Consider the following 24,259-nt stretch of genomic DNA (forward strand, 5'->3'; position numbering starts at 1 on the left):
ACGCCGAGGGGTGGCCGGGCACACGGCCCGCCCACCCCGGCACCCGAAGGACCCTCTCAGTACCCGGAAGGCCGCACCACGCCCGACTCGAAAGCGAACACCGCCGCCTGCGTACGGTCCCGCAGCCCCAGCTTCACCAGGATCCGGCCCACGTGGGTCTTCACGGTCTGCTCGGCCACGACGAGGCGCTCGGCGATCTCCGCGTTCGACAGGCCCTGCGCGATCAGGGCGAGGACCTCCGTCTCGCGTTCGGTCAGGTCGGCGACGCGTTCCTTCAGCGGGGCGCGCGGGCGGCCGTCCAGGCGGGAGAACTCGGCGATCAGACGGCGGGTGACGACGGGTGCGAGGAGGGCGTCGCCGGCCGCCACGACCCGTACCGCCTCGGCGAGCTGGTCGGCGGAGGCGTCCTTCAGCAGGAAGCCCGAGGCGCCCGCGCGCAGCGCCTCGTAGACGTACTCGTCGAGGTCGAACGTCGTCAGCACCAGCACCTTGATGTGCGGCATCGTGGTGGTGATCCGGCGGGTGGCCTCGATGCCGCCGAGCTCTGGCATGCGGATGTCCATCAGCACGACGTCCGGCATGAGCTCGGTGACCTTCGCGACCGCGTCCAGGCCGTCCACCGCCTGACCGACCACTTCGATGTCGGGCTTGGTGTTGAGCAGCACGGAGAATCCCTGCCGGACCATCTGCTGGTCGTCGGCGATGACTACGCGGATGGGGCTGCTCGTCATGCGGTGCCGTCCTTGTCGGGGTGCTGAGGGTTGGGCTCGTGAGTGGTCGGGTCTTGAATGGTCGGGTCGTGCGTGGTCGGGTCGTCGGCGGTTCCGGTGTAGGCCCTCGCGTTGTCGGCGTGCCTGGTGTCCTGCGGTACGTAGGACAGGCCGTCGACGCGCGGGTACGCCGGGAGGTAGGCGCTCACCACGTAGCCGCCCTCCCGCGCCGGGTACGCCGACAGGGAGCCGCCGAGCATCGAGGCCCGCTCCCGCATGCCGAGCAGCCCGTGGCCCGCGCCGTGCGACGGCGGCGCCGGCGACAGCGGCGGTGAGTTGAAGACGCGCAGGCTCACCGCGTGCGGCTCGTACGCGACCCAGACGCGGGCGGTCGCGCCGGGGGCGTGGCGCAGGACGTTGCTCAGTGCCTCCTGCACGATCCGGTAGGCCGAGAGTTCCACGCCGGGCGCCAGCGGGCGGCGTCGCCCGGTGATGTCGAGCGTCACGGTCAGGCCGGCGCCGCGGATGTTGTCCACCAGCGCCTCCAGCCGGTCGAGCGTGGGCTGCGGGGCGTGCGGGGCGGCGTTGGCGCCGGTGCCGGTGCCCGTCGGGTCGAGCGCGTCCGGGGCGTCGGGGTGTTCCGAGCGCAGGACGCCGAGGACGCGGCGGAGTTCGGTCAGGGCGTCCAGCGCGTTCTGACGGATGCCCTCCAGGTTCTCCTTCAGTTCGTCGGACGGGTTCTCGACGAGGTGGGGGGCGACCTGGGCCTGGATGGAGATGACCGACATGTGGTGGGCGACCACGTCGTGCAGTTCGCGGGCGATACGGCTGCGCTCCTCCAGGAGGGTGCGCTGGGCTCGTTCGGACGCGGTGAGGGTTTCCTGCTCGACGAGTTGGGTGCGGGCTTCCTTGCGGCCGCGCAGTGCGGTGCCGACGAGAACGGCCACCGCGAAGACGGCCACCGCCGTGGTGCCGGTGCCTGAATAGCGCTGGCCGCCTATGACGCCCTGGAGGAGGAACGTGGCCAGGGCCGTCGCCGCGAGAGCCGCCACGGCGTTGCGGGTGCGGACTCGAAGGGCCATGAGGAACAGGACCGTGGCGTGGGCGAGGATCACGGGGGTGCCCAAGGGCCAGTTGGGGCCGGGGGGTGCGGTCTCTGCGAGGTGGGGGCGGGCCATGAGGGCGATGACGAACGCGGCCGACAGGTTGAGGACCCATGCCTCGGTGGGGCGCCACAGGGCGAGGACGATGGTCCCGCCGAGGGCGAAGCCGGCGAGCAGGCCGTTGGCCGTGCTCAGGTCGTAGGCGGCGCTGAGTTCGTTGCCGCCGGCCAGGGAGACGCCCAGGGCGATATAGACGATGAGCAGGATCGTCAGCCGGCGGAGCCAGGTCGTGCCGAAGGGCTTGCGCAGGCGGGCGCGCAGAGGTTGTTTCGTGCGGGTGTCGGGTGGCACGGGGCCTTCGGCCGCGTTGGGGTTCCCATCCGCACCACCGGTGCGGGCATCGTCGTCAGGGGCGGGTGGCCCTTGTGGGGGCTTGCCGCCGTCGGCGAGGGCGGGTTGGGGGTTTGAGGCCTCCTCTTCGTTCACGTCGATCACCCTAAGCATGGTTCTGGGCCTTCGTTTTGCGGCTTTCGTGGGAACGGTGGGTGCGGACCACCCGGGATGCCTGGCCCTTCGGGCGGCGTGGACCCTGTTCGTAGGTGCGAAATGCCGTCCAGCACAGGGCCAGGGCCACCGCGAACACCGGTAGCCAGGCCAGGCGGGCCGCCACCCAGTCGAGGTCGGCGGGGGCGGTGTGCAGGCCCGGGAGGTGACCGGCCGTCAGCGCCGTGGCCGTGGTGGCCATCAGGGCCGTCTGGTGCCAGAGGAAGATCGTCATCGCCGAGAGGTTGAGCAGGGCCACCGCCGCCCAGGCCGGCGGGCGGCGCATCGCGCGGCGCAGCGGCTCGCGCAGCAGCAACGCCGGCCCGCACTGGGCCAGGCCGAAGGTGACGGCGGCCAGCGTAGGCGGGTTGAGGTTGGAGACGCCGGCGCCGGGGACGCCGACCATGGACGCGGGATAGCCCGCCCAGGCGATCAGCGCGGCCGTCGCCGCGGTGCCGCCCGTCAGCAGGATCCAGCCCGCGCGCCGGCGCTCCAGCTCGCCCCGGGTCCAGGCCGCGCCCACGGTGAACGGCACCATCCAGCCCGCCGCCAGGTTCACCCAGCCGAGCCAGTCGGGGGCGCCCAGACCGAAGCGCAGGAGGTCGACGTGGAGGACGACGGCCAGGGGCCACAGCGGGTGGAGGCGGCGCAGGAGCGGAGTCGCCGCCGTCAGTGCCGCGAAGACCAGAAGGAACCACAAGGGGGACAGGGCCAGTTTGAGCAGGGTGTGGATCGTGTCCGCCTCCGTGCCCGAGAGCAGGAGGAGAACCGATGCCACCGTCCACAGGGTGAGGACGGCCGCCACCGGCTTGAACAGGCGTGACAGCCGGGACGCCAGCCACTGCCCGTATGTGGTGCCGCGCTTGCGGGCCGAGGAGTAGCCGCGGGTCGCCACATGGCCGCCGACCAGGAAGAACACGGCGAGGGTCTGGAAGACCCAGGAGATCGGGGCCAGCCAGGGCATGTCGTGCAGCGGGCTCGCGGTACGCAGGCCCCCGCCGTCGCCGTCCGCCACCAGGGCCGTGACCAGCCAGTGGCCGAGGACCACGCCGAGGATGGCGAAGGCCCGCAGGGCGTCGACGGCCCGGTCCCTCCCGGCGGGAGTGGCGGCGTCGACCTGCGCGGCACCCCGGCGTATGCCCCTCCATGCCCCCGTCAGGCGCGCGGCCCGCGTCGGCTCAGCCATGGGTCACCTCCGAAGTCTCGCCCAGGACGATGCGGGTCAGATTCGCCAGGGACGTCGACCCCGGCCGGAAGTAGTCGCTGTGGCCGCCGTCGCCCGCCTCGAAGACGCGGGCGCCGAAGGACGGGGACATCGGGTCGGTGCCGAAGCCGACGGTCGTGCCGAGGAGGTCGAACCTCACGTGCGGGACCTCGGCCACCCAGTCGTCGCCGCCCCGGGCCGCCCAGACGCGGGCGCGGGTGTGCAGGGCCGCGGCGGTGTCCACGCCGGTGCCGGGGCTGCCGATCAGGGCGATGTCGTCCACGTCCAGGCCGGAGGCGGCACGGCCGCAGACCACGGAGCCGTAGGAGTGGCAGAGGAGGGAGATACGCGGCCGCTTCTCCGGCCTGCCCGCCCCCTCGTCGGCCGTGAGGGCGCGCAACTGCCGTATGAACTCGCGCAGTTCCGGGGCCGCCTGCTCGGCTCGGTCCGTCGTCGTGACCGTCGTGCTGACCGTGCCCGGTGTCTCGTAGCCGAGCCAGGCGACGACCGCGGTGCGGGTGCCCCGCGGGGCTTCCCGGGTGAGCCGTTCGTGCAGGGCTCGGGCGGTGTCGCGGAAGCGGTCGTAGGTGTCGATGGACGTGTCGGAGCCCGGGACCAGGACCGCGATGCGGTCGGCGTGGGCCAGGTCGCCGAAGACCTCGGTCGCGAGGCCGAAGCCACGGCCGTCGAAGGCGAGGTACCGGCGGGACGGGTCGGCCATCTCGCGATCCGCGGCGGCGCGTTCCCGGTTGCCGTGCTCCGCGGCCATGCGGGACGCCTCGGCGGCGTTGGCGCGGTTGGCCTCGTACGCCTCGTCCAGCGTCGCCGCCGTCACCGGGGGAAGGGCGGCGGGGGCCGGGGCGGGGATCTCGGCGCGCGCGGCACCGGACAGCGGGACGACCACGGCACCGGTGATCACACCGGCGAGCAGCGCCCGGCGCCATCGATGAGTACGGCGGCTCTTCTTCCGCCCACCCTCGCTCGCCCCGCCCGGACCCTGCTCGCCCTCGCCTGCCCCGCCCGGACCCCGCCCGTCCTCGCCTGCCCTGCGCGGACCCCGCCCGCCCTCGCCTGCCCTGCGCGGACCCCGCCCGCCCGGACTCGGCTCGGCCGGCCCAAGCCCGCCGGCCCCCGTCGCACGCCCCATGGTCGTCTTCCCTTCCAGTCCGCCCGGCCATCGGGCTTGCCTGGTTGGGAAGTTACGGATCCGGACTCGTCGTCCGCGTCATGCCAGGGAGCTCACCTGCGACGTAGCTCTCAGGTACTACGGGTATGAGGGGGTCATCGCCGGGAGAGGGCGGTCATCCCTGTGCGCCCACCGAACTCACCACGCCAACTGGGCGATCTCCTCCACCACCACAGCACACGCGTCCGCCGCAGGATCGATCAGCGGGAAATGGCCGACGTCCTCCAACAGTGTCAGACCGACCACCTCCCCCGCCTTCGCCGCCGCGTCCGCGTACGACTCGGCGACCGCTGACGGGACCACGATGTCGGTCCGGCCCTGCACGAGGGTGGTGGCGATGCCCGTGGGAAGCAGGAGCGCGGGGTCGGCGTACGGCCGGCGCTCGGCGAACTCCATGCCACCGCCCAGGAGTTGCCGTGCCGCGCCCCCGCACACGTCCAGCTTGTCGGCGACCGCGAAGTCGGCGATCGGAGCCAGCGCGACCACACCCCGCAGGGACGCGGGCCCGGCGGTGCGCCAGGGGGCGTCCGCCGGGAGGACATGACGGGCCGCCGCCCACAGGGCCAGGTGGCCGCCGGCCGAGTGGCCGGTGAGCACCATCCGGCGCGGATCGGCCTGCGGAAGCGCCTCGCGTACCAGCGCGGGCAGCGCGTCCACGGCGGCGGCGACATCGTCGAAGGTCCCGGGCCAACGGCCGGCCACCGAACCGCCCCCGCCCGAACCGGAACCGGAACCGGCCTCACCGGCACCCGAACCACTCACCCCGGACGAGCCCTCGCCGCCCTCGGCGCCCTCAGCGCCCTCGGCCCGCTCCGCCCCGCGCCGATACTCCACATTCGCCACGGCGAACCCCCGCCGCGCCAGGAAGTCCGCGAACGGCGTGACATGCCGGCGGTCGTACGGCGCGCGCCACGCCCCGCCGTGCAGGAGGACGACCAGCGGGGCCAGGACGCCCGGCGCGGTCTCGCCGCGGGGTGCGTAGAAGTCGATCACCTGGTCGGGGTGGTCGCCGTAGGTGGCGATGGCGTCGGGATCGACGGGCGGGTGGGAGAAGACCGACTCCTCCTCGGCGGCGTCCCGGGCAGCGGCGGCGTCGTCCGGCATGCTCCAACCTCTCAGCGACGAAACGGAATTGGACGAAAGCGGGGTGGCGGGCGGGAACAAGCGGGGTGGCGGGCGGGAACAAGCGGGGTGGCGGGCGGGAACAAGCGGGGTGGCGGGCGGGAACAAGCAGGGTGGCGGGCGGGAACCAGGTGTGGTGGCCGGCGGGAACCAAGGTGTGGTGGCGGACCAGGTTCGAATTCGGCCGTTGGCGGGGACGGTACCAGGCCCTTCACGTGCACGGACACGCGGATGTCACGCTCGGTGAGGGTTAAACGGTTCTGCTGTTTCGTTACGCTGGCACCGTGGATCCCGCCACAGCGCACACACGCACCATGGAGGCCGATATGTCCGCCGATCCCGGCACCGTCCGTCCCGGAGGGCGTACCGCGCGTGTGCGTACGGCAGTGCTGCGGGCGGCCGGAGACGTGCTGGCGGAGCAGGGATTCGACGGCCTCGACCTCGCGGACGTCGCCCGTCGCGCGGAGGTCGGCAAGACGACCGTGTACCGGCGGTGGGGCTCGGTGACGGGGCTGGTGGCCGATCTGCTCGCCGACATGGCCGAGCAGTCGCTGCCGCGCGAGGACACCGGCTCCGCGCTCGGCGACCTGCGGGCCAACGCGGCGCTCGTGCAGCGCACGCTGGCCGACCCCCGGCAGGGCGCCCTGTTCCGTGCCGTCATCGCCGCCGCGACCTGCGACGCACGTACGGCGCAGGCGCTGCGGCGGTTCTACGAGGTGCGGGTGGCGGAGTGGGCACCGTGCGTGGAACAGGGCGTGGCCCGGGGGGAGTTGCCCGCCGGGACGAACGCCGGGGCGGTCGTACGGGCGGTGTCGGCCCCCCTCTACTACCAGTTGCTGACGACCGGGGAGATCCCCGACGCCCCCGCCGCGGAGCGCGCCGCGCGGGCCGCGCATGCGGCTGCCGTGGCGGGGGTGTACGCCGGCTAGGGCCGGCCGGGGTCAGCGCGGACCCTCGGCCAGCACCTCCCCCAACACCCGAGCCGCCCGCTCCACGTCCGCGAACCCCACGTACAGCGGCGTGAAACCGAACCGCAGCACGTCGGGATGCCGGAAGTCGCCGACCACACCCCGCTCGATGAGCCGCTTCATCACGTCCCCGGCGTCCGCGCAGCGCAGCGCGACCTGGCTGCCGCGCTCCGCGTGCGCCACCGGGGTCACCGACTCCACGCGCCCCGCCGGCACATACGCCGCGACGCACTCCAGGAAGAAGTCCGTCAGCGCCAGCGACTTGGCCCGCACCGCGTCGATCGACACACCGTCCCAGACCTCCAGGGCCGCCTCCAGGGCGAGCATGGAGAGGATGTCGGGCGTGCCGACGCGGCCGCGCAACGCGCCCGCCGCGGGTTCGAAGGCGGGCCGCATGCCGAAGGGTTCGGCGTGCGAGTTCCAGCCGGGCAGCGGGGAGTCGAAGCGGCCTTGGAGGTCCCGGCGCACATACAGGTACGCCGGTGAGCCGGGGCCGCCGTTCAGGTACTTGTAGGTGCAGCCGACCGCCAGGTCCACCCCGTGCTCGTCGAGTCCGACCGGCAGCGCGCCCGCGCTGTGGCACAGGTCCCAGACGGCGAGCGCGCCCGCCGCGTGCACGGCGTCGGTCAGCGACGGCAGGTCGTGCAGCCTGCCCGTGCGGTAGTCGACGTGGTTCAGCAGGACCGCCGCCGTACGGTCGCCCAGCGCGCCCGGCACCTCGGCCGGGGTGACGGGCCGCAGTGTACGGCCGGTCATCCGGGCCGCCGACTCGGCGATGTAGCCGTCGGTGGGGAAGGTGGTCGCGTCGACGAGGATCTCGTCGCGGTCGTCCGACGCCATCCGCACGGCCGCCACAAGTGCCTTGAAGACATTGACACTTGTCGAGTCACCGACGACGATCTGCCCGGCCGCCGCACCGACCAGCGGGGCGATCCGGTCGCCGATCCGCTCCGGCGCGGTCCACCAGCCGCTCTCGTCCCAGGACCGGATCCGCAGCTCGCCCCACTGCCGCCGTACGACGTCCTCGACGCGGCCCGGGACGTTCGCGGGCAGCGCGCCGAGCGAGTTCCCGTCGAGGTAGACGACCTCGTCGAGCACGAACTGCTTGCGGACGCCGGCCAGTTCGTCGGCCGCGTCCAGCGATCCTGCCTGTGCCTCGAACTCAGACATGGGACCTCGCCGTCCACAGCTCGGGGAAGACGTTCTTCTGCGCCCGCTTCTCCAGCCAGGCCACCCCGGCCGAACCGCCCGTGCCGGACTTGGCGCCCATCGCGCGGCGGGTGGCGACCAGGTGGTCGTTGCGCCAGCGCCACACCAGTTCGGCGACGTCGGTGAGCGCCTCGCCCAGGCGGGCGAGCTCGGAGTTCTGGTCGCCCGAGTAGATCGCCGTCCAGGCGGCCTCGACCTCCGGCGTGGGCTCGTACCGGCGCGAGACGTCGCGCTTGAGCACCGCCTCGGGGATGGCGCAGCCGTGCCGGGCGAGGAAGCGCAGCACCTCGTCGTAGAGGCTGGGCTCGTGCAGCGCCTTCTCCAGTTCCGCGTGGACGCGCGGGGCGCCGCGGTGCGGGACGAGCATGGACGCGGACTTCTCGGCGAGCAGGAACTCCATCCGGCGGTACATCGCCGACTGGAAGCCGGAACCCTCCCCCAGGGCACTGCGGTATGCGTTGAACTGGGCCGGCGTGAGCTGGCCGAGCGGCTTCCAGGAGGAGTTCAGGGCGTCCAGTTCCCGTACGGAGCGCTTCAGGGCGTCGATGGCCACGCCCGGCCGGTCCTCGCGCAGCGCCCGCGCGGCGGTCTCCCACTCATGGACGATGACCGTGAACCACAGCTCCATGACCTGGGTCGTGACCAGGAAGACCATCTCTCCGGGGTCGTCGGAGAGGGTGTGCTGGAGGTGGGTGAGCACATCCGCCTTGACGTAGTCCTCGTACGGCGTGGTGCCCGCGAAGTCGAGATTCGGGGTCTCGGGCTCGTGAGTCTCCGGGGAGATTTCCGGGGGTGTCTCCGCGGACTGGTGAGCCTGCTGGGACATTGCTGTCTCCTGTGTAACTCCGGGTAGCGGTCCGCCCTGCCGTTATCGGCAAAGGGGCCCCGGTCCCCACCCGGCATATTCCGGGATCTCCCCGGCCTGCGCAAGGCCCGCCCGGTCACATCGGCGGGCCTCACGAGGGGAGCTGCGCGGCTAGCCCAGGGTCTGGGCCGCCGTCGGCGAGGAGTCCTTCAGGAACTGCGTGCAGCGCTCGTACTCCTCCTGCTCGCCGATGGATCCGGCGGCGCGGGCGAGGGCGTGCAGGGCGCGCAGGAAGCCGCGGTTCGGCTCGTGCTCCCACGGGACCGGACCGTGGCCCTTCCAGCCGCTGCGGCGCAGGGCGTCCAGGCCGCGGTGGTAGCCCGTACGGGCATAGGCGTACGACTCCACGACGCTGCCCCGCTCGAACGCCTCGTCGGCCAGTTGGGCCCAGGCCAGCGAGGACGTCGGGTACTTCGCGGCGACGTCCGCGGGGGCGGTGCCGCCGGCGAGCAGCTCGCGCGGCTCGGGGTCGTCGGGGAGGTGGGTCGGGGGCGGGCCCCCGAGAAGGTTTTCGTGAATGGCCATGAGGTCCAGTCTGGCCCATGGGGTGGGTACGGCAGGTCGGGGCACCCTTGTGCGGAGGCCGGGTTTGTTCGCCCCCGCCGCCCCTACCCGTCCCGTCGTGAAGGGGATCCGCCCACTTCGGCCCCGCCGGCGCTGCCGCCCCAGACCCCGCTTCGGCCCTGAACGGGCCTCGTCCTCAAACGCCGGACGGGCTGAATATGCCGGAAACGGCGGACCGGCTGACATGCCTGAACCGGAAGCCCCGGACCGGCTGACATGCCTGAACCGGAAGCGCCGGACCGGCTGAAATGCCGGCTCTCAGCCTGCCGTGCCCCCCTTGCCCTCCACCTCCAGTCGGCCCCGGCTGCGCTCGCCCTCCAGTGGTGGTGTCGTGACGCTTCCGTGGTGGAGGCACTCCGGCCTGCGGCAGCCAGGTGGCAGCGGCCGTACCGTCGCGAAGGCGACCACCGCGCCCAGCACCAGCAGCCCGGCACAGATCGGCATCGCCCGGTCGAACGCGGCGTCGAAGGCGTCGGCCGAGCGGTACGCCTCCTCCCCCATCCCGGCGAGCAGCGGCAGCGCGGCCACCGCGATCAGGCCCGCCGCCCGGGCGGCCGCGTTGTTGACGCCGCTGGCCAGGCCCGCGCGGGCGGTGTCGACGGAGGCCAGGACGGTCGCGGTCAGGGGCGCCACCAGGGTGACCATGCCGAGGCCCAGGACCAGCACGGCCGGCAGGACGTCCATGGCGTAGGAGGCGTCCTGGCCCACCCGCAGCATCAGCAGCATCCCGGCCGCGCACAGCAGCGGGCCGACCGTCAGCGGGATGCGCGGGCCGATCCGGTCGGCGAGGGCGCCCGAGCGAGCCGAGAACAGCAGCATCAGGGCGGTCGTCGGCAGCAGGGCCGTACCCGCGCCGAGCGCCGAGTAGCCGGCGACGACCTGGAGCTGGAGCGCGCTGAGGAAGAAGAAGCCGCTGAAGGCCGCGTAGACACAGAGCGTGACGAGGTTGACGGCCGTGAACTGGCGGGAGCGGAAGATGTCGAGCGGCATCATCGGGTCGGGGCGGTGGCGTTCGACGTACACGAAGGCGACCCCGGCCGCGACGCCGGCGATCGCGCTGATCCACACGGTCACCGAGACCTGCTGGGCCTCGATCAGCGCATACGTCACCAGGCCCAGGGACGCGGCGCCGAGGACCGCGCCGAGCACGTCGAACCGGCCGTGCTTGGTGCCGTCACCGGACTCGGGGACGTGCCGTACGGCGATCGGCGCGCACAGCAGCGCCAGCGGGACGTTCAGCAGGAACACCCAGCGCCAGCCCGGCCCGTCCACCAGCCAGCCGCCGAGGAACGGGCCCACGGCCGCGCCGATGCCTCCGAAACCGGACCACAGGCCGACCGCCTTCGCCCGGTCGTCGGGATGGAAGGACGCCTGGATCAGCGCCAGCGACCCCGGGGTGAGCAGGGCGCCGCCGATCCCCTGGAGCGCCCGGGCGGCGATGAGCACGCCGACGTTCGGGGCGAGCCCGCACAGCAGCGAGGCCAGGGCGAACCACACGACGCCGATGACGAAGACCTTGCGCCGCCCGTACCGGTCCCCCAGCGAACCGCCGAGCAGGATCAGCCCGGCCAGCGTCAGCATGTACGCGTTGACCGTCCACTGGAGCGCGGCGAGGTCGGCGTCGAGGTCCTCGCCGATACGCGGGAGGGCGACGTTGACGACGGTCGAGTCCAGCATCGCCATGCTGGAGCCGAGAACGGTGGTGAGCAGGATCCACTTGCCTTGCGGCGAGGCCAACCGGACATCGGGCATGACCCAGATATACAACGAGCCCGGTGCCGTAGCACCGGGCTCGTCGCGGATCGCGGGTTACTTGATCTTCGTACCCGTCGAGCGCAGGTTGCCGCAGGCCTCGGTCACACGCGCGGCCATGGACGCCTCGGCGAGCTTGCCCCAGGTGCGCGGGTCGTAGGTCTTCTTGGAGCCGACCTCGCCGTCGACCTTCAGGACGCCGTCGTAGTTCTGGAACATGTGCGCCGCCACCGGACGCGTGAAGGCGTACTGCGTGTCGGTGTCGATGTTCATCTTGACGACGCCGTTCTCCAGCGCGGTCGCGATCTCCTCCTCGGAGGAGCCGGAGCCGCCGTGGAAGACGAAGTCGAAGGGCGAGGCCTTGCCGTACTTGGCGGCGACGCCCTCGTTCAGCTCCTTGAGCAGGTCGGGGCGGAGCACGACGTTGCCCGGCTTGTAGACGCCGTGGACGTTGCCGAAGGAGGCCGCGAGCAGGTAGCGGCCCTTCTCACCGAGCCCGAGGGCCTCGACGGTACGGATGGCGTCGTCGACCGTGGTGTACAGCGAGTCGTTGATCTCGTGCGAGACGCCGTCCTCCTCGCCGCCGGTCGGGGTGATCTCGACCTCGAGGATGATCTTCGCGGCGCGGGCACGCTCCAGGAGCTCCTGCGCGATGGCGAGGTTGTCGGCGAGGGTCTCCGCCGAGCCGTCCCACATGTGCGACTGGAACAGCGGGTTCTCACCGCGCGCGACGCGCTCCTCGGACACGGCGAGCAGCGGGCGTACGTACCCGTCGAGCTTGTCCTTGGGGCAGTGGTCGGTGTGCAGGGCGACGGTGATGTCGTACTTCTTGGCGACGATGTGCGCGAACTCGGCCAGGGCGACGGCGCCGGTGACCATGTCCTTGCTGTGCTGACCGCCGAGGAACTCCGCACCACCCGTGGAGATCTGGATGATGCCGTCGCTCTCCGCCTCCGCGAAGCCGCGCAGGGCCGCGTGCAGGGTCTGGGACGAGGTCACGTTGATGGCCGGGTAGGCGAACTTGCCTGCCTTCGCCCGGTCGAGCATCTCGTTGTAGACCTCGGGGGTTGCGATGGGCATCTGTCCGCTCCTTGGAGTGTGCGGGTTGACGTACTGCGTACGGCGTTCTGGCTTACGGCCCTGACCTAGACCTAGGGATGCGACGTCATCGTCGGCCCCATCTTTCCAGACGAACCGGGATGCTCCGAGCGCCTGTCACCAGCCGAGACGGACACCGCTCGGGCGCCGGTGTCAGTCCAGCCCGAGCTCGTCCTTGGAGTACGCGAAGAGGTACGGCACTCCCGCGCCCTGCTGGATCTTCTCGGCGGCGCCGGTGGCCCGGTCGACGATCGTCGCGACCGCGACGACCTCGGCGCCGGCCTCGCGCACGGCCTCGACCGCGGCGAGCGGGGAGCCGCCGGTGGTGGAGGTGTCCTCGACGACGAGGACACGGCGCCCGGCGATGTCCGGCCCCTCGACCCGGCGCTGGAGGCCGTGCGCCTTGGCGGCCTTGCGCACCACGAAGGCATCCAGCCGCTTGCCGCGCGCGGCTGCCGCGTGCAGCATCGCGCCGGCGACGGGGTCGGCGCCCATGGTGAGCCCGCCGACCGCGTCGAACTCCAGCTCCGAGGTCAGATCGAGCAGCACCTGCCCGACGAGCGGAGCGGCCTGCCCGTCGAGGGTGACGCGCCGAAGGTCGACGTAGTAGTCGGCTTCGAGCCCCGACGACAGGGTCACCTTGCCGTGCACCACGGCCTTGTCCTTGATCTGGTTCAGCAGCTCGTCACGTACGTCAGTCATGCCGCCCAGCTTAGAGGCGCCGCCAGCTCCAGACGGTCGTGGCCTCCAACGGCTCCAGGGGCGTGACCAGGCGGGGCAGGGTGTTCAGCCCGTTGGGCGGCCCGGTCTGCGGCTCGACGCACACGGCGGCCTCCTGCTCGTCGTACACGACCACCCACTCCTGCCGGCTCGCCACCTTCAGCTCCAGTTGTCCCGGCCAGGTGAGCGTGACGTCGACGCCGTCGGGCATGCCGAAGCAGTCGTCCCAGGGGCCCGGCTGCGGAACGATCCGGTTCCCGGTGGGAAGGTGATCGTCCCCGCGCTCCTCCTGCCAGGCGGGAGTGAAGTCGAGCCGGACGTCCTGCGCGCCCTCGCCGCCGAGGTTCCGGTTGAACCAGGGGTGCCAGCCGATCTGCGCCGGGAACGAGTCCTCGTACGTCTCGACCGACATCGTGAGGCTGAGGCTGTCCGGGGTGAGCGCGACGACATGCGTGACACGGCCGGGGTAGGGCCACGGCTCGACCAGGTCGTACGTGATCACGGCCTCGCCGTCGGCCACCCGGGCCACCTTCCAGGCGCCGTCGCGGGCGGTGCCGTGGATGGCGTGCGGCGGGGCGTTGAGCGGCAACTGCCGCACCCGGGCGCCGTCGAGGAAGCGCCCGTCCCTGGTCCGCCCGCACCAGGGAACCATCGGAAAGCACCCGAACCGCTCCCCCTGCCGCAGCAACTCGGTCCCCCCGACGCGCAGCCCCCCGACCCGCCCGCCGTTCCCCGGCAGCACGTCCACCTCCGCGTCACCCGCGGTCAGCGTGATGTGTTCGTTACTCACGGGATGACCCTACTGGGGCGATCAAGCCCCAACGGCCCCTTTCAGGCGGCGGTCCGCATCCCTCAGCCCGTCCGGCGTTTGAGGACGAGGCTGGTCAGGTTCTTTTCAGCCCGTCCGGCGTCTGAGGACGAGGCTGGTCAGGTTCTTTTCAGCCCGTCCGGCGTTTGAGGACGAGGCCCGTTCAGGGCCGATGCGGGGGTCCGGGGGCGGCAGCCCCCGGGGGCGAGAAGGGTAGGGGCGGCGGGGGCGAAAGGACTCAGCGACGGCGCCGCAGCATCCGCCCCACGACGATCGCCGACGCCAGCACCAACGCCGCCGCCGGTGCAGCCCACCGCAGCGTGGAGTTCGGCACGACCGTCTGCGGCGCCGGAACAGGCGCGTACCGCCCCCTCGGCGGCGCATGGTCCACTTCCTCCGCGCTACGCCCGATCATCGTCCGCCGAGCATGCGCGGCCTCCGCGACGGGCGCGTCCTCCCCGGCCTCATCGTCGGATTCCTCGTCCTCGGCCTCGGCCCGCGGCTCCAGCGACGGCGGCGGCACCTCGCTCTCGAAGACGGAAGCGGACTCGGCCCCGTCATCCACGCCGTCTTCCGCACCGGCCGCCGCCGCACGCCCCGGCTCGGGCGCCGCCGCGTCATCCGCGTCCGGCGTCGTCTCGAAGTCACTGGTCACGCGCGTCTCGAACTCCCCGGGCGCCAACCCCTCCTCGACAGCCTCGGGCTCCGGCTCGGATTGCCCTTCCCCGGCCACCACTCCCAACTGCCCCCCGAACCGGTTCAGCAGCCGGGAGACGGCCGACTCCACGGCCTGAGCCGAGAACTCCGTGACCCGCCCGTCCGCCGACGCGGTCCCCTCGAACCTCAGCGTGGACCCGCCCTCGGCCTCCGCGACCCGCACGGTGAGCGCCAGCTTCACGGACCCGTTCCCGCGCGCCTCGGTCGCGTCGCCCTCGACGGCGTACGAACCGTCCTCCCGGGCGGAGATCCGCACGGCACCGCGATAGGTGATGGTGTGGCCGCCGACGCGCACCTTCAGCCGCCCGGTGACCGGCTCGGCCCCGGCGTCCTGCTGGAGCCCGGGGACCGCCCGGGCGACCCGGACGGGATCGGCCAGCACCTCCCTGAGCCGCTCCGCCGCAACCGGAACGAACACCTCATGCTCCATGTCGATCGAGCCTACCCAGCGTGGCGTGAACCGCACCCACACATCCCGGGATTCTCACCGGACACGCGCCCGCCGGACGTATCCTCCCGTCCCCTCGCCCACCCTTCCCGGACGCCCCGGTCCTCGCCCACCCCTCCCGGGACGCCCCGCCCCTCGGCCGCCCTTGCCGGACGCCCCGCTCCCCGCCCACCCCTACCGGGACGCCCCGCCCCTCGCCGACCCTCCCCGACGCCCCACCCCTCGGCCGCCCTTGCCGGACGCCCCGCCCCCTCGCCGACGCCCCACCCCACGGCCGCCCCTACCGGGACGCCCCGCCCCCTCGCCACCCCTCCCGGACGCCCCACCCCCTCGCCCCGCTCAGTACCGCGGATGCACCACCGTCGAAGCCCCCAGTCCCCGAACCCGCGTCCCCTCCGCCGCCCGTGCGTCGGCCGTCAGGCCCGGCTGGGTCAGGGTCTGCGCTCGCGGTGCCGCCTGCCCCGTGCCGAGGCGCAGTTCCGGCCGCTCCCTGCGGGCCGCCAGGATGAACCCCCAGTCCTGCGGTGCGCGGGTCGGTCGGGTCGAGCGGTCGGGGCCGGCCGTGAAGCCGGAGTCACGGTCGCGGACGCGGTAGGGCGCGGTGCGCAGGCCCGCCGCGCGCAGGGTCGTGTCGACCGTCCAGAAGACGCGGGGACGGGAGGACACCGGCCCGGCGTGCACCGCGAGGCGGCCGTGCGGTGTCAGGGCGCGGTGGGCGAGGCCGTAGAACTCCTGCGAGTACAGCTTCGTGCTGGCGGTGATGCCGGGGTCGGGCAGATCCGAGATGACGACGTCGTACGTCCTGGGCGGCGCCGCCCGCAGCCACCGGAAGGCGTCGTCGGTCATGACGTGGACGCGGGGGTCGTCGTACACGCGCCCGTTGAGCCGGGACAGCGGTGGGTCCTCGCGCGCCAGCTTCACGACCTCGGGGTCGATCTCGACGACGTCGACCCGGTGCACGCCGGGATGGCGCAGCACCTCGCGCGCCGCCAGTCCGTCACCGCCGCCGAGGATGAGCACGCGCGTGTGCTCGCCGCTCATCGCGGGGTGGACCAGCGCCTCGTGGTAACGGCGTGCGTCGCGCCCGCCGACCCGCAGCCGCCCGTCGAGGAAGAGGTCGAGGGGCCGGCCGTCGGTGCCGCCGGTGATGACGACCTCCTGGATGTCGGTCTGGATCGCCACGCGTACGTCCCGCCCGTACACCGCTTGCCGCGCGGCCCGTTCGAAGTCGTCGACGAGTACGGCGGCGGAGGCGAGGATGCCGAGCACGGTGACGTTGGCGATCACCAGCAGCCAGCGCGCGCGGCGGCTGAGGTCCCGGCGGAACAGGCCGAGGACGAGCGCGCCGCCCACGACGGCGTTGACGGCGCCGGTGATCAGCGCCGAGGTCAACTGGCCCAGCAGGGGCAGCAGAAGGAAGGGGAAGGCGAGGCCGCCGACCAGCGCGCCGACGTAGTCCGCGGCGAACAGGTCGGCCACCGCGCCGCCCGCGTCCTGGCGGCGGATGCGCTGGATGAGCTCCATCAGCAGCGGCACTTCGGCGCCGATGAGCAGGCCGATGGTGAGGGAGAAGGCGACGAGCAGGGCGCGCGGGCCGTTGGCCCACATCCCGCCCCAGTCGCCGGTCCAGGCGAAGACGGCGTACAGCGCGAGGGCGCTGGACCCGCCGACGAGGGCGAGCACGGCCTCGATGGCGCCGAAGCCGGCCGCGGCGTGCGGGCGCAGGCGCTTCGCGGCCAGGGAGCCGATGCCCATCGCGAACACCATGACGGACAGCACGACGGAGGCCTGGGTGACCGAGTCGCCGATCAAGTACGAGGCGAGGGCGACGAGTTCGAGTTCGTACACGAGTCCGCAGGCGGCGCACACGAAGACGCCCGCGAAGACCAGGAAACGCCCGGTGCCCGGCCGGACCGGGAGCCGCGGGGGACCCGCCCAGGGCCTGGTGCCGGGTGGGGCAGGGGCGTGCGGCTCGATCACGCTGCCGACGGTACGTTACGGCACGGGCACGCTTCGTCACCCACACGGGTGTTGTTGAGGAGAAGGACGTTTGCGCCGCCGTCAGATCCCGGACGGGCTGAACGACGCCGGCCGGCGCCGAGCCGCACCCTTGGCCACCCGCACCCCGACCCTCGTCCGTGTCGCCACCAACTGCCCGTCCTGCGGGTACGCGTGCCAGGTGCGCCAGTGGACCTGGCCCTCGTGGTGCTGGGCCAGCAGCGCGGTGAAGGCGTGCGGGCTGCCGGGGAAGACGCCGGCCAGGCCGTGCGGATGGTCGGCGACCAGTGCCAGCAACTCCTGGGCGCGGCCCGCGAACTGACCCGGCGAGAGGATCTCCACCCGGGCCGCGAACTCGTACTCCCAGTCGTCCGTCCGCTTGGCCACGCCGAGGGGCAGGGGCGTGCTGCTGCCGGGCATGCAGGCCACCGTCTCCGAACACATGCCCCGCTCCTCCTCCAACAGCACCTGATGGGACGCGCCGAGCAGTCTCAACTGAAGCTTCGAACCGGTCAGTTCGAGGTCGAGGGCGGCCAGCGCGGGCAGCGGCTCCCGCCCCAGGGCCCAGGCGAGGTCGGCCGCACGCGTGTCGGTATAGGCGGTGTTCAGGGTCGTGAGCATGGGTGGGCTCCGCTACGCGAACAAAGGGAGGTGAGGGTCTGCGGCGCGCTCCGGCCGACACCGGGAGATCGGCCCGGTCAGCCCTGTCGGCCGGTCAGAAGGGGTGTCCGCAGTGCGTCCGAGGGGCTGCGTTGGTGAAATTAACTGAATCATGAACTGTGGCGCCACCACAGCGTTTTTACCCAAGTTCGGAGGGTTTCCATCCCTCAGAGGGCTTATCAGCTCAACTGTTCAACTCCGGCGTACGCCGATCGGGACAGAGCGTGCGCCGATGCGCGGGCGACTGTGCCGGGATCCGGGCCCGGAACACACGGAAGCGGGACCGGTCCCAGGCACCGGCCCCGCTCCACGCGGATGCGATTCCCCCTGCTCGGGGAGTGAGCTGCCCCGTGTCAGCTACCTCCGCCACCGCATCCGCCCCCGCCTCCTCCACAGGACGACCCGCCTCCGCATGACGAGCCCCCACCGCAGGAGGAGGAGCCACCCCCGCAGGACGATCCGCTGTCGCCCCCGCCGGCCCACCAGCTACCGCTGCCGTGCGAGCTCCCTCGGCGGCTGTGGGTGCGGCGGGACGACCGTGCGCCGCTGCGTGCGGCGGACACGATGATCACCACGAAGACCACTGCGACCAGCGCCACCACAAAGCCTGTAACCATGGCGTCAGCCTCCTTCCGTTCCCCCGATACGGATCCGGGCGTCCCCCCGTGGGCGCCTCCCGCTCGGTACGTGGCAGTCAGATGCCCGGCCGCTTCGCGGCCCAAAGCAGAGTTGAGGAACTCCAGAGCTTGGGCGCAGGATGAGCCGCATGACCTCCACCTCCCGCCCGCTGCTCAACCGCCGGCTCGCCGAGTTCGGGACGACGATCTTCGCCGAGATGTCCGCGCTGGCCCTGAGCACGGGGTCCATCAACCTGGGTCAGGGCTTCCCCGACACCGACGGGCCCGAGGAGGTCCGTGAGGCGGCCGTGCGGGCGCTGCGGGACGGGCGCGGCAACCAGTACCCGCCGGGCCCCGGCGTCCCCGAGCTGCGCAATGCCATCGCCGCGCACCAGGAGCGGCACTACGGGCTGTCGTACGACCCCGACACCGAGGTCCTGGTCACCGCGGGCGCCACCGAGGCCATCGCGGCGGCGCTGCTGGCACTGCTGGAGCCCGGCGACGAGGTCATCGCCTTCGAGCCGTACTACGACTCCTACGCGGCCAGCATCGCCATGGCGGGCGGCACCCGCGTGCCGGTCACCCTGCGCCCGCACGAGGGAAGCTTCCGGCTCGACCTGGACGAGCTGCGCGCCGCCGTCACCGACCGCACCCGGCTGCTGCTCGTCAACACCCCGCACAACCCCACCGGCACCGTCCTCACCCGCGCGGAGCTGGCCGCGATCGCCGAGCTGGCGGTGGAGCGCGACCTGCTGGTCGTGACCGACGAGGTGTACGAGCACCTGGTCTTCGACGATGCCGAGCATCTGCCGCTCGCGACCTTCCCGGGCATGCGCGAGCGGACGGTGACGATCGGGTCGGCGGGCAAGAGCTTCTCGTTCACCGGCTGGAAGGTCGGCTGGGTGACGTCGGCGCCGGGTCTGGTCACGGCCGTGCGCTCGGCGAAGCAGTTCCTGACGTATGTCTCGTCGGGGCCGTTCCAGTACGCGGTCGCGGAGGCGCTCGCGCTGCCCGACGGCTATTTCACGGCCTTCCGGGAGGACATGCTGGCCAAGCGGGACCTGCTGGCGGCGGGGCTGGCGGAGGCCGGCTTCGAGGTGTTCAAGCCCGCCGGCACCTACTTCATCACCACCGACATCCGCCCGCTCGGCGAGAGCGACGGCTTCGCCTTCTGCCGTGCGCTGCCGGAGCGGGCCGGGGTGGTCGCCATCCCGAACGCGGTCTTCTACGACCACCGGGAGGCGGGGGCGCCGTTCGTACGGTTCGCGTTCTGCAAGCGCACGGAGGTGCTTGAGGAGGCGGCCAAACGGCTGCGGGCCCTGTAGGGCGGCGGCACGGGCAGAGGCAGAGGCGCGAAAACGGCGCGAGCCCGACCCGACACCCGGCCCGTGCGGCCGGTGCCCTGGCCGGGCTCCACGTGTCGAGGACTACTCCTCGTCGTCCTCGGGCTTCTCCGCGTCGTTGACCTCCTGCTCAAGGCCGAGCTGCTCGACGAGCCACTTGTCGAACTCGATGGCGGCCCGAACCCAGCTCACCGTCGACGAGACGAAGTGCTCCAGGCTCACGCCCGTGCCGATCAGCATCTGTGCCTCGCCGATCAGGCGGACGGTGCCGTCGTCGTGCGTGTGGCTGTAGACCTTGGGCCACAGGGTCCGGCGGTTCCAGTCGTCGATCGACTCGAGCAGCAGAGGCTTCTCGTCGATCTTGTGGGGCCGGTCGTAGAACGTCCGCACCGAGAAGACCTGCTGGTCACCCTCGCCGCGGAACATGAAGTACGTACGGAACTGCTCCCACGGCGCCGCGAGGTCACCCTCGTCGTCGACGACGTACTTCAGCTCCATCTGGTCGAGGAGCTGCTTCACGAGGTCCTGATCCGGGACAACGGGGCCGGGCGGGGGCCCGGGCTGCGGCTGCTGGCCCCCGAAGTTCGGAATCGAGGACGGGTCGATGCTCACCGTGATTTTCCCTTCGTACGGATTCCGCCATCCTCCCCCATGCGGGGAGGGGGGTGGCAACCCCGGACAGGCCCTGTCAGCCCTCGGCTGACAGGATCTGGCCTGTCGCGACGGACCGTGCACGGAGGGTGGGGACATGTCCGGAACACAGGGTGGGGCGGGGGCGGCTCGCGGCCGTACGAAGTGGTGGCTCGTCGCCGCGGTCTTGGCCGTGCCGGGGCTGCTTCTCGCCGGTTTCGTGGCCATGGTGGCCGTGTGGGTGGTGACGGACGACGACCTGTCCCGTTCCGGCCCCGAGAAGGTCCCCTGCGCCGACGCCCTGCGCTTCGGCGGGGCGGCACTGCCGGACGGCGCCCGGGTCGTCGGGGCGTGCGAGGTGCAGGGCTTCCAGGACATCCACTACAGCGCGGCCTTCCGGATGCCGCGCGCCGACGTCCGGGACTGGCTCACCTCGACCTATCCGGACGCCGAGACGCCCCAGACGCAGTTCTGCGGCGACTCGGAGGTGGATCTCTGTCTCGATGTGGACCTTGCCGGGAACGAGCCGGCCGTGGGCGCCCACGCCGTGCAGGTCGGTGTGGTGTACGAGGACGCCGGCACCGCGCTCGTGCGCTTCGCGGCGTTCACCTTCTGAGCGGCGACGGCCCGCCCCGGTGATCCGGTGCGGGCCGCCGGGCGGCGTCAGAGCGTCTTGCCGGTCGCCGGTCCCACGATCAGGCCGTCCCCGAAGGAGTCCACCCGGACCGTGTCGCCGTCCTTGACCTCACCGGCCAGGATCTCCTTGGCCAGCCGGTCGCCGATGGCGGTCTGCACGAGGCGGCGCAGCGGGCGGGCGCCGTAGGCCGGGTCGTTGCCCTCGTCGGCGAGCCACGCCAGGGCCGCGTCGGTGACCTCCAGGGACAGCCGGCGCTCGGCGAGCCGCTTGGCCAGGCGGTCGATCTGGAGCCGGGCGATCCGGCGCAGCTCGTCCTTGTGCAGCGCCGAGAAGACCACCAGGTCGTCGAGCCGGTTGAGGAACTCCGGCTTGAAAGCGGTGCGGACCACTTCCAGGACCTGTTCCTTCTTCTCCTGCTCGCTGGTGATCGGGTCGACCAGGAACTGGCTGCCCAGGTTCGACGTCAGCACCAGGATCGTGTTGCGGAAGTCGACCGTACGGCCCTGCCCGTCGGTGAGCCGGCCGTCGTCCAGCACCTGGAGCAGGATGTCGAAGACCTCGGGGTGCGCCTTCTCCACCTCGTCGAGCAGGACGACGCTGTACGGCCGCCTGCGCACGGCCTCCGTGAGCTGACCGCCCTCCTCGTAGCCGACGTACCCGGGAGGCGCGCCGACCAGACGGGCCACGCTGTGCTTCTCGCCGTACTCCGACATGTCGATGCGGACCATCGCCCGCTCGTCGTCGAAGAGGAAGTCGGCGAGGGCCTTGGCGAGTTCGGTCTTGCCGACGCCGGTCGGGCCGAGGAAGAGGAAGGAGCCGGTGGGGCGGTCCGGGTCGGCGATGCCGGCGCGGGTGCGGCGTACCGCGTCGGAGACGGCCTGCACGGCCTCCTGCTGGCCGATCAGGCGCCTGCCCAGCTCGTCCTCCATGCGCAGCAGCTTCTGCGTCTCGCCCTCCAGGAGCCGTCCGGCCGGGATGCCGGTCCACGCTCCGACGACGTCCGCGATGTCGTCCGGGCCGACCTCCTCCTTGACCATGGTGTCCTTGGCGGCCTCCTCCTCGGCCTCCGAGGCGGCCTCCAGCTCCTTCTCCAGGGCGGGGATCTCGCCGTAGAGCAGCTTGGAGGCGGAGTCGAAGTCGCCGTCGCGCTGGGCGCGTTCGGCCTGGCCGCGCACCTCGTCGAGGCGTTCCTTCAGCTCGCCGACGCGGTTGAGGGACTGCTTCTCCTTCTCCCAGCGGGCGGTCAGGCCCCGCAGCTCCTCCTCCTTGTCGGCGAGGTCGCGGCGCAGCTTGTCCAGGCGCTCGCGGGAGGCCGGGTCGGTCTCCTTGTCGAGGGCCAGCTCCTCCATGCGCAGCCGGTCGACGGAGCGCTGGAGCTCGTCGATCTCGACCGGCGAGGAGTCGATCTCCATGCGCAGCCGGGAGGCCGCCTCGTCGACGAGGTCGATGGCCTTGTCGGGCAGGAAGCGGGAGGTGATGTACCGGTCGGAGAGGGTGGCCGCGGCGACCAGCGCGCTGTCGGCGATCTGGACCTTGTGGTGGGCCTCGTAGCGCCCCTTGAGACCGCGCAGGATCGCGATGGTGTCCTCCACGGTCGGCTCGGCGACCAGCACCTGCTGGAAGCGCCGCTCCAGGGCGGGGTCCTTCTCGATCCGCTCGCGGTACTCGTCGAGGGTGGTGGCGCCGACCATGCGCAGCTCACCGCGGGCGAGCATGGGCTTGAGCATGTTGCCGGCGTCCATGGCGGAGTCGCCGCCGGCGCCGGCGCCGACGACGGTGTGCAGCTCGTCGATGAACGTGATGATCTGCCCGTCGGAGCTCTTGATCTCCGCGAGCACGGTCTTCAGCCGCTCCTCGAACTCACCGCGGTACTTGGCCCCGGCGACCATGGCGCCCAGGTCCAGCGCGACGAGCCGCTTGTCCTTGAGGGACTCGGGGACGTCCCCCTTGACGATCCGCTGGGCGAGCCCCTCGACGACGGCGGTCTTGCCGACGCCGGGCTCACCGATCAGGACCGGGTTGTTCTTGGTACGGCGGCTGAGCACCTGCACGACCCGCCGGATCTCCTGGTCCCGCCCGATGACGGGGTCGAGCTTGCCCTCGCGGGCCGCCGCCGTGAAGTCGGTGCCGAACTTCTCCAGCGCCTTGTACTGCCCCTCGGGGTCGGCGGAGGTCACGCGCCGCCCGCCCCGGGCCTTCTGGAAGGCGTCCAGCAGCTTCTTCGCACCGGCTCCCTGCTGGGTGAGCACGTCACCGGCGGCGCCACCCTTCGCGGCGATGCCGATGAGGAGGTGCTCGGTGGAGAGGTACTCGTCCCCGAGCTCCTGCGCCCGCGCCTGTGCGTCCGCGATGACGGCGAGCAGCTCACGGCTGGGCTGCGGGGGCGCCACGGTGGACCCCGTGACGCTGGGCAGCGCGGCGAGCGCCTTCTCGGCGCCGGCCCGCACGGAGGCCTGGTCGGCGTCGACGGCCGCCAGCAGATCGATGATGTTCTCGTTGTCCTGGCCCTGGAGCAGAGCCAGCAGCAGGTGGGCGGGGGTGAGATCCGGGTGCCCCTCGGTCACGGCCCGGTTGCTGGCCGTGTTGATCGCGTCCCGGCTCCTGTTGGTCAGCTCTGCGTCCACGTGTCCGTTCTCCTCCTGATGCCAGCGTCTCCAGTACTGACTGAGTCAGCGTACACAAAGTTGAGTCTATTCCACTCAAGGTAGTCCGGGGAGGCTTGAGGAGGCTAGGTTCCAGGACCATGGCGGCTTACCCTCAGGATCCGGGCGCGCCGGACGCGCCGTACCTCACCTTCTGGCAGGAGAGGCACCTGTGCACCCTCACGACCCTGCGCCCGGACGGCACCCCGCACGTGGTACCCGTCGGGGTGACATACGACCCCGGGGCGCGGTTGGCTCGGGTGATCACGAACAAGTCCAGCGCGAAGGTGAGCCATGTCCTGGCCGCCGGCCCCGACGGGGCGACGGTCGCGGTCTGCCAGGTGGACGGCGGGCGCTGGGCCACGCTGGAGGGGCGGGCACAGGTCAGTACGGAGCCCGAGCGGATCGCGGAGGCCGTGCGGCGGTACGCGGTGCGCTACGGACGGACTCCGGCACCCAATCCCCACCGGGTCGTGATCGAGATCGAGCTGACCCGGGCCATGGGGCGCGGGTGAGCGGATGCCGGACGCCGGGCTGCGGGCCGGGCGAGGATGGCTGGATACCGGTCGCCCGGTTTCAGCCACCGCACAACTTGCGGATACCGGGAAATGTCCCCGTAAAACTGCAGCGGGGGGGGAGGGGGGGGGGGGGGGGGGGGGGGGGGGGGGGGGGGGGGGGGGGGGGGAAGGGTAGGGTGCCTTCCAGACCAGAAGGG

At 72.3% G+C, this 24,259-nt stretch carries 21 protein-coding genes; 4 read left to right on the plus strand and 17 right to left on the minus strand.

Annotation, left to right across the window (positions count from 1 at the left end):
• Nucleotides 1–56: 56 nt before the first annotated feature.
• From ACZ69Q_RS16010 to ACZ69Q_RS16030, 5 genes are all read right to left on the minus strand, one after another.
• Complete coding sequence (locus ACZ69Q_RS16010; protein ID WP_471041894.1) at nt 57–731, minus strand: response regulator; 675 nt, start codon at nt 729–731, stop codon at nt 57–59.
• The gene (locus ACZ69Q_RS16015; protein WP_471041896.1) at nt 728–2,299 is read right to left on the minus strand and encodes a sensor histidine kinase; all 1,572 of its coding nucleotides are present in this window, start codon (nt 2,297–2,299) and stop codon (nt 728–730) included. The genes ACZ69Q_RS16010 and ACZ69Q_RS16015 overlap by 4 nt, the downstream gene beginning before the upstream one ends.
• 10 nt (nt 2,300–2,309) lie before the next feature.
• A complete protein-coding gene (locus ACZ69Q_RS16020) occupies nt 2,310–3,542 on the minus strand; it encodes an acyltransferase family protein (RefSeq protein ID WP_471041897.1) in 1,233 nt (410 codons plus the stop codon).
• Nucleotides 3,535–4,707, minus strand: a complete 1,173-nt coding sequence (locus tag ACZ69Q_RS16025; RefSeq protein ID WP_471041899.1) for an alpha/beta hydrolase — start codon at nt 4,705–4,707, stop codon at nt 3,535–3,537. The genes ACZ69Q_RS16020 and ACZ69Q_RS16025 overlap by 8 nt, the downstream gene beginning before the upstream one ends.
• Nucleotides 4,708–4,884: 177 nt before the next feature.
• Nucleotides 4,885–5,850 (minus strand): alpha/beta hydrolase, encoded by a 966-nt coding sequence (locus ACZ69Q_RS16030; protein ID WP_471041901.1) that lies wholly within the window; start codon nt 5,848–5,850, stop codon nt 4,885–4,887.
• Nucleotides 5,851–6,194: 344 nt separating this feature from the next.
• Here ACZ69Q_RS16030 and ACZ69Q_RS16035 point away from each other — a divergent pair, with 344 nt between their 5' ends.
• Nucleotides 6,195–6,797, plus strand: a complete 603-nt coding sequence (locus ACZ69Q_RS16035) for a TetR/AcrR family transcriptional regulator (protein ID WP_471042609.1) — start codon at nt 6,195–6,197, stop codon at nt 6,795–6,797.
• A gap of 12 nt (nt 6,798–6,809) precedes the next feature.
• On the opposite strand, the gene kynU is transcribed toward ACZ69Q_RS16035, so the two are convergent.
• The 10 genes from kynU to ACZ69Q_RS16085 all read right to left on the minus strand — a co-directional run bounded on the left by kynU (nt 6,810) and on the right by ACZ69Q_RS16085 (nt 17,636).
• A complete protein-coding gene (gene kynU, locus ACZ69Q_RS16040) occupies nt 6,810–8,006 on the minus strand; it encodes a kynureninase (RefSeq protein ID WP_471041903.1) in 1,197 nt (398 codons plus the stop codon).
• Nucleotides 7,999–8,871: a tryptophan 2,3-dioxygenase family protein gene (locus tag ACZ69Q_RS16045; protein WP_471041904.1), complete on the minus strand. Its 873-nt coding sequence runs from the start codon at nt 8,869–8,871 to the stop codon at nt 7,999–8,001. The genes kynU and ACZ69Q_RS16045 overlap by 8 nt, the downstream gene beginning before the upstream one ends.
• 150 nt (nt 8,872–9,021) lie before the next feature.
• Nucleotides 9,022–9,435, minus strand: coding sequence for a DUF3151 domain-containing protein (locus tag ACZ69Q_RS16050; protein ID WP_383456427.1), 414 nt, complete (start codon nt 9,433–9,435; stop codon nt 9,022–9,024).
• Nucleotides 9,436–9,732: 297 nt separating this feature from the next.
• A complete protein-coding gene (locus tag ACZ69Q_RS16055; RefSeq protein ID WP_471041907.1) occupies nt 9,733–11,226 on the minus strand; it encodes an MFS transporter in 1,494 nt (497 codons plus the stop codon).
• 57 nt (nt 11,227–11,283) lie between these two features.
• The gene (gene fbaA / locus ACZ69Q_RS16060) at nt 11,284–12,306 is read right to left on the minus strand and encodes a class II fructose-bisphosphate aldolase (protein WP_471041908.1); all 1,023 of its coding nucleotides are present in this window, start codon (nt 12,304–12,306) and stop codon (nt 11,284–11,286) included.
• A 171-nt stretch (nt 12,307–12,477) separates the two neighbouring features.
• Nucleotides 12,478–13,026 carry an orotate phosphoribosyltransferase gene (gene pyrE / locus ACZ69Q_RS16065; RefSeq protein ID WP_471041910.1) on the minus strand — a complete coding sequence of 183 codons (549 nt, stop codon included), beginning with the start codon at nt 13,024–13,026 and terminating at the stop codon, nt 12,478–12,480.
• Nucleotides 13,027–13,036: 10 nt separating this feature from the next.
• Complete coding sequence (locus tag ACZ69Q_RS16070; RefSeq protein WP_471041911.1) at nt 13,037–13,834, minus strand: aldose epimerase family protein; 798 nt, start codon at nt 13,832–13,834, stop codon at nt 13,037–13,039.
• A gap of 256 nt (nt 13,835–14,090) precedes the next feature.
• Nucleotides 14,091–14,999 carry an SRPBCC domain-containing protein gene (locus ACZ69Q_RS16075; RefSeq protein WP_471041913.1) on the minus strand — a complete coding sequence of 303 codons (909 nt, stop codon included), beginning with the start codon at nt 14,997–14,999 and terminating at the stop codon, nt 14,091–14,093.
• A gap of 357 nt (nt 15,000–15,356) precedes the next feature.
• On the minus strand, nt 15,357–16,997 hold the full coding sequence (locus ACZ69Q_RS16080; protein WP_471041915.1) for a polyamine aminopropyltransferase: 1,641 nt from the start codon (nt 16,995–16,997) through the stop codon (nt 15,357–15,359).
• Between the two features lie 81 nt (nt 16,998–17,078).
• Nucleotides 17,079–17,636, minus strand: coding sequence for a DUF2617 family protein (locus ACZ69Q_RS16085; RefSeq protein ID WP_471041917.1), 558 nt, complete (start codon nt 17,634–17,636; stop codon nt 17,079–17,081).
• Nucleotides 17,637–18,432: 796 nt separating this feature from the next.
• Between ACZ69Q_RS16085 and ACZ69Q_RS16090 the strand changes: the two genes are divergently transcribed.
• Nucleotides 18,433–19,617 carry a pyridoxal phosphate-dependent aminotransferase gene (locus tag ACZ69Q_RS16090; protein WP_471041919.1) on the plus strand — a complete coding sequence of 395 codons (1,185 nt, stop codon included), beginning with the start codon at nt 18,433–18,435 and terminating at the stop codon, nt 19,615–19,617.
• A gap of 102 nt (nt 19,618–19,719) precedes the next feature.
• Here ACZ69Q_RS16090 and ACZ69Q_RS16095 read toward each other — a convergent pair whose 3' ends face one another.
• The gene (locus ACZ69Q_RS16095) at nt 19,720–20,247 is read right to left on the minus strand and encodes a YbjN domain-containing protein (RefSeq protein WP_380850818.1); all 528 of its coding nucleotides are present in this window, start codon (nt 20,245–20,247) and stop codon (nt 19,720–19,722) included.
• A gap of 136 nt (nt 20,248–20,383) precedes the next feature.
• Between ACZ69Q_RS16095 and ACZ69Q_RS16100 the strand changes: the two genes are divergently transcribed.
• Entirely contained in the window at nt 20,384–20,881 is a 498-nt protein-coding gene (locus ACZ69Q_RS16100; RefSeq protein WP_471041921.1) for a hypothetical protein, read from the plus strand.
• Between the two features lie 47 nt (nt 20,882–20,928).
• Here the strand turns inward: ACZ69Q_RS16100 and clpB are convergent, their stop codons facing one another.
• On the minus strand, nt 20,929–23,526 hold the full coding sequence (gene clpB / locus ACZ69Q_RS16105; protein ID WP_471041923.1) for an ATP-dependent chaperone ClpB: 2,598 nt from the start codon (nt 23,524–23,526) through the stop codon (nt 20,929–20,931).
• Nucleotides 23,527–23,645: 119 nt separating this feature from the next.
• Here clpB and ACZ69Q_RS16110 point away from each other — a divergent pair, with 119 nt between their 5' ends.
• Nucleotides 23,646–24,059, plus strand: coding sequence for a pyridoxamine 5'-phosphate oxidase family protein (locus ACZ69Q_RS16110; RefSeq protein ID WP_471041925.1), 414 nt, complete (start codon nt 23,646–23,648; stop codon nt 24,057–24,059).
• Nucleotides 24,060–24,259: the final 200 nt, after the last annotated feature.

The sequence above is a fragment of the Streptomyces sp. NPDC036764 genome (assembly GCF_055609385.1).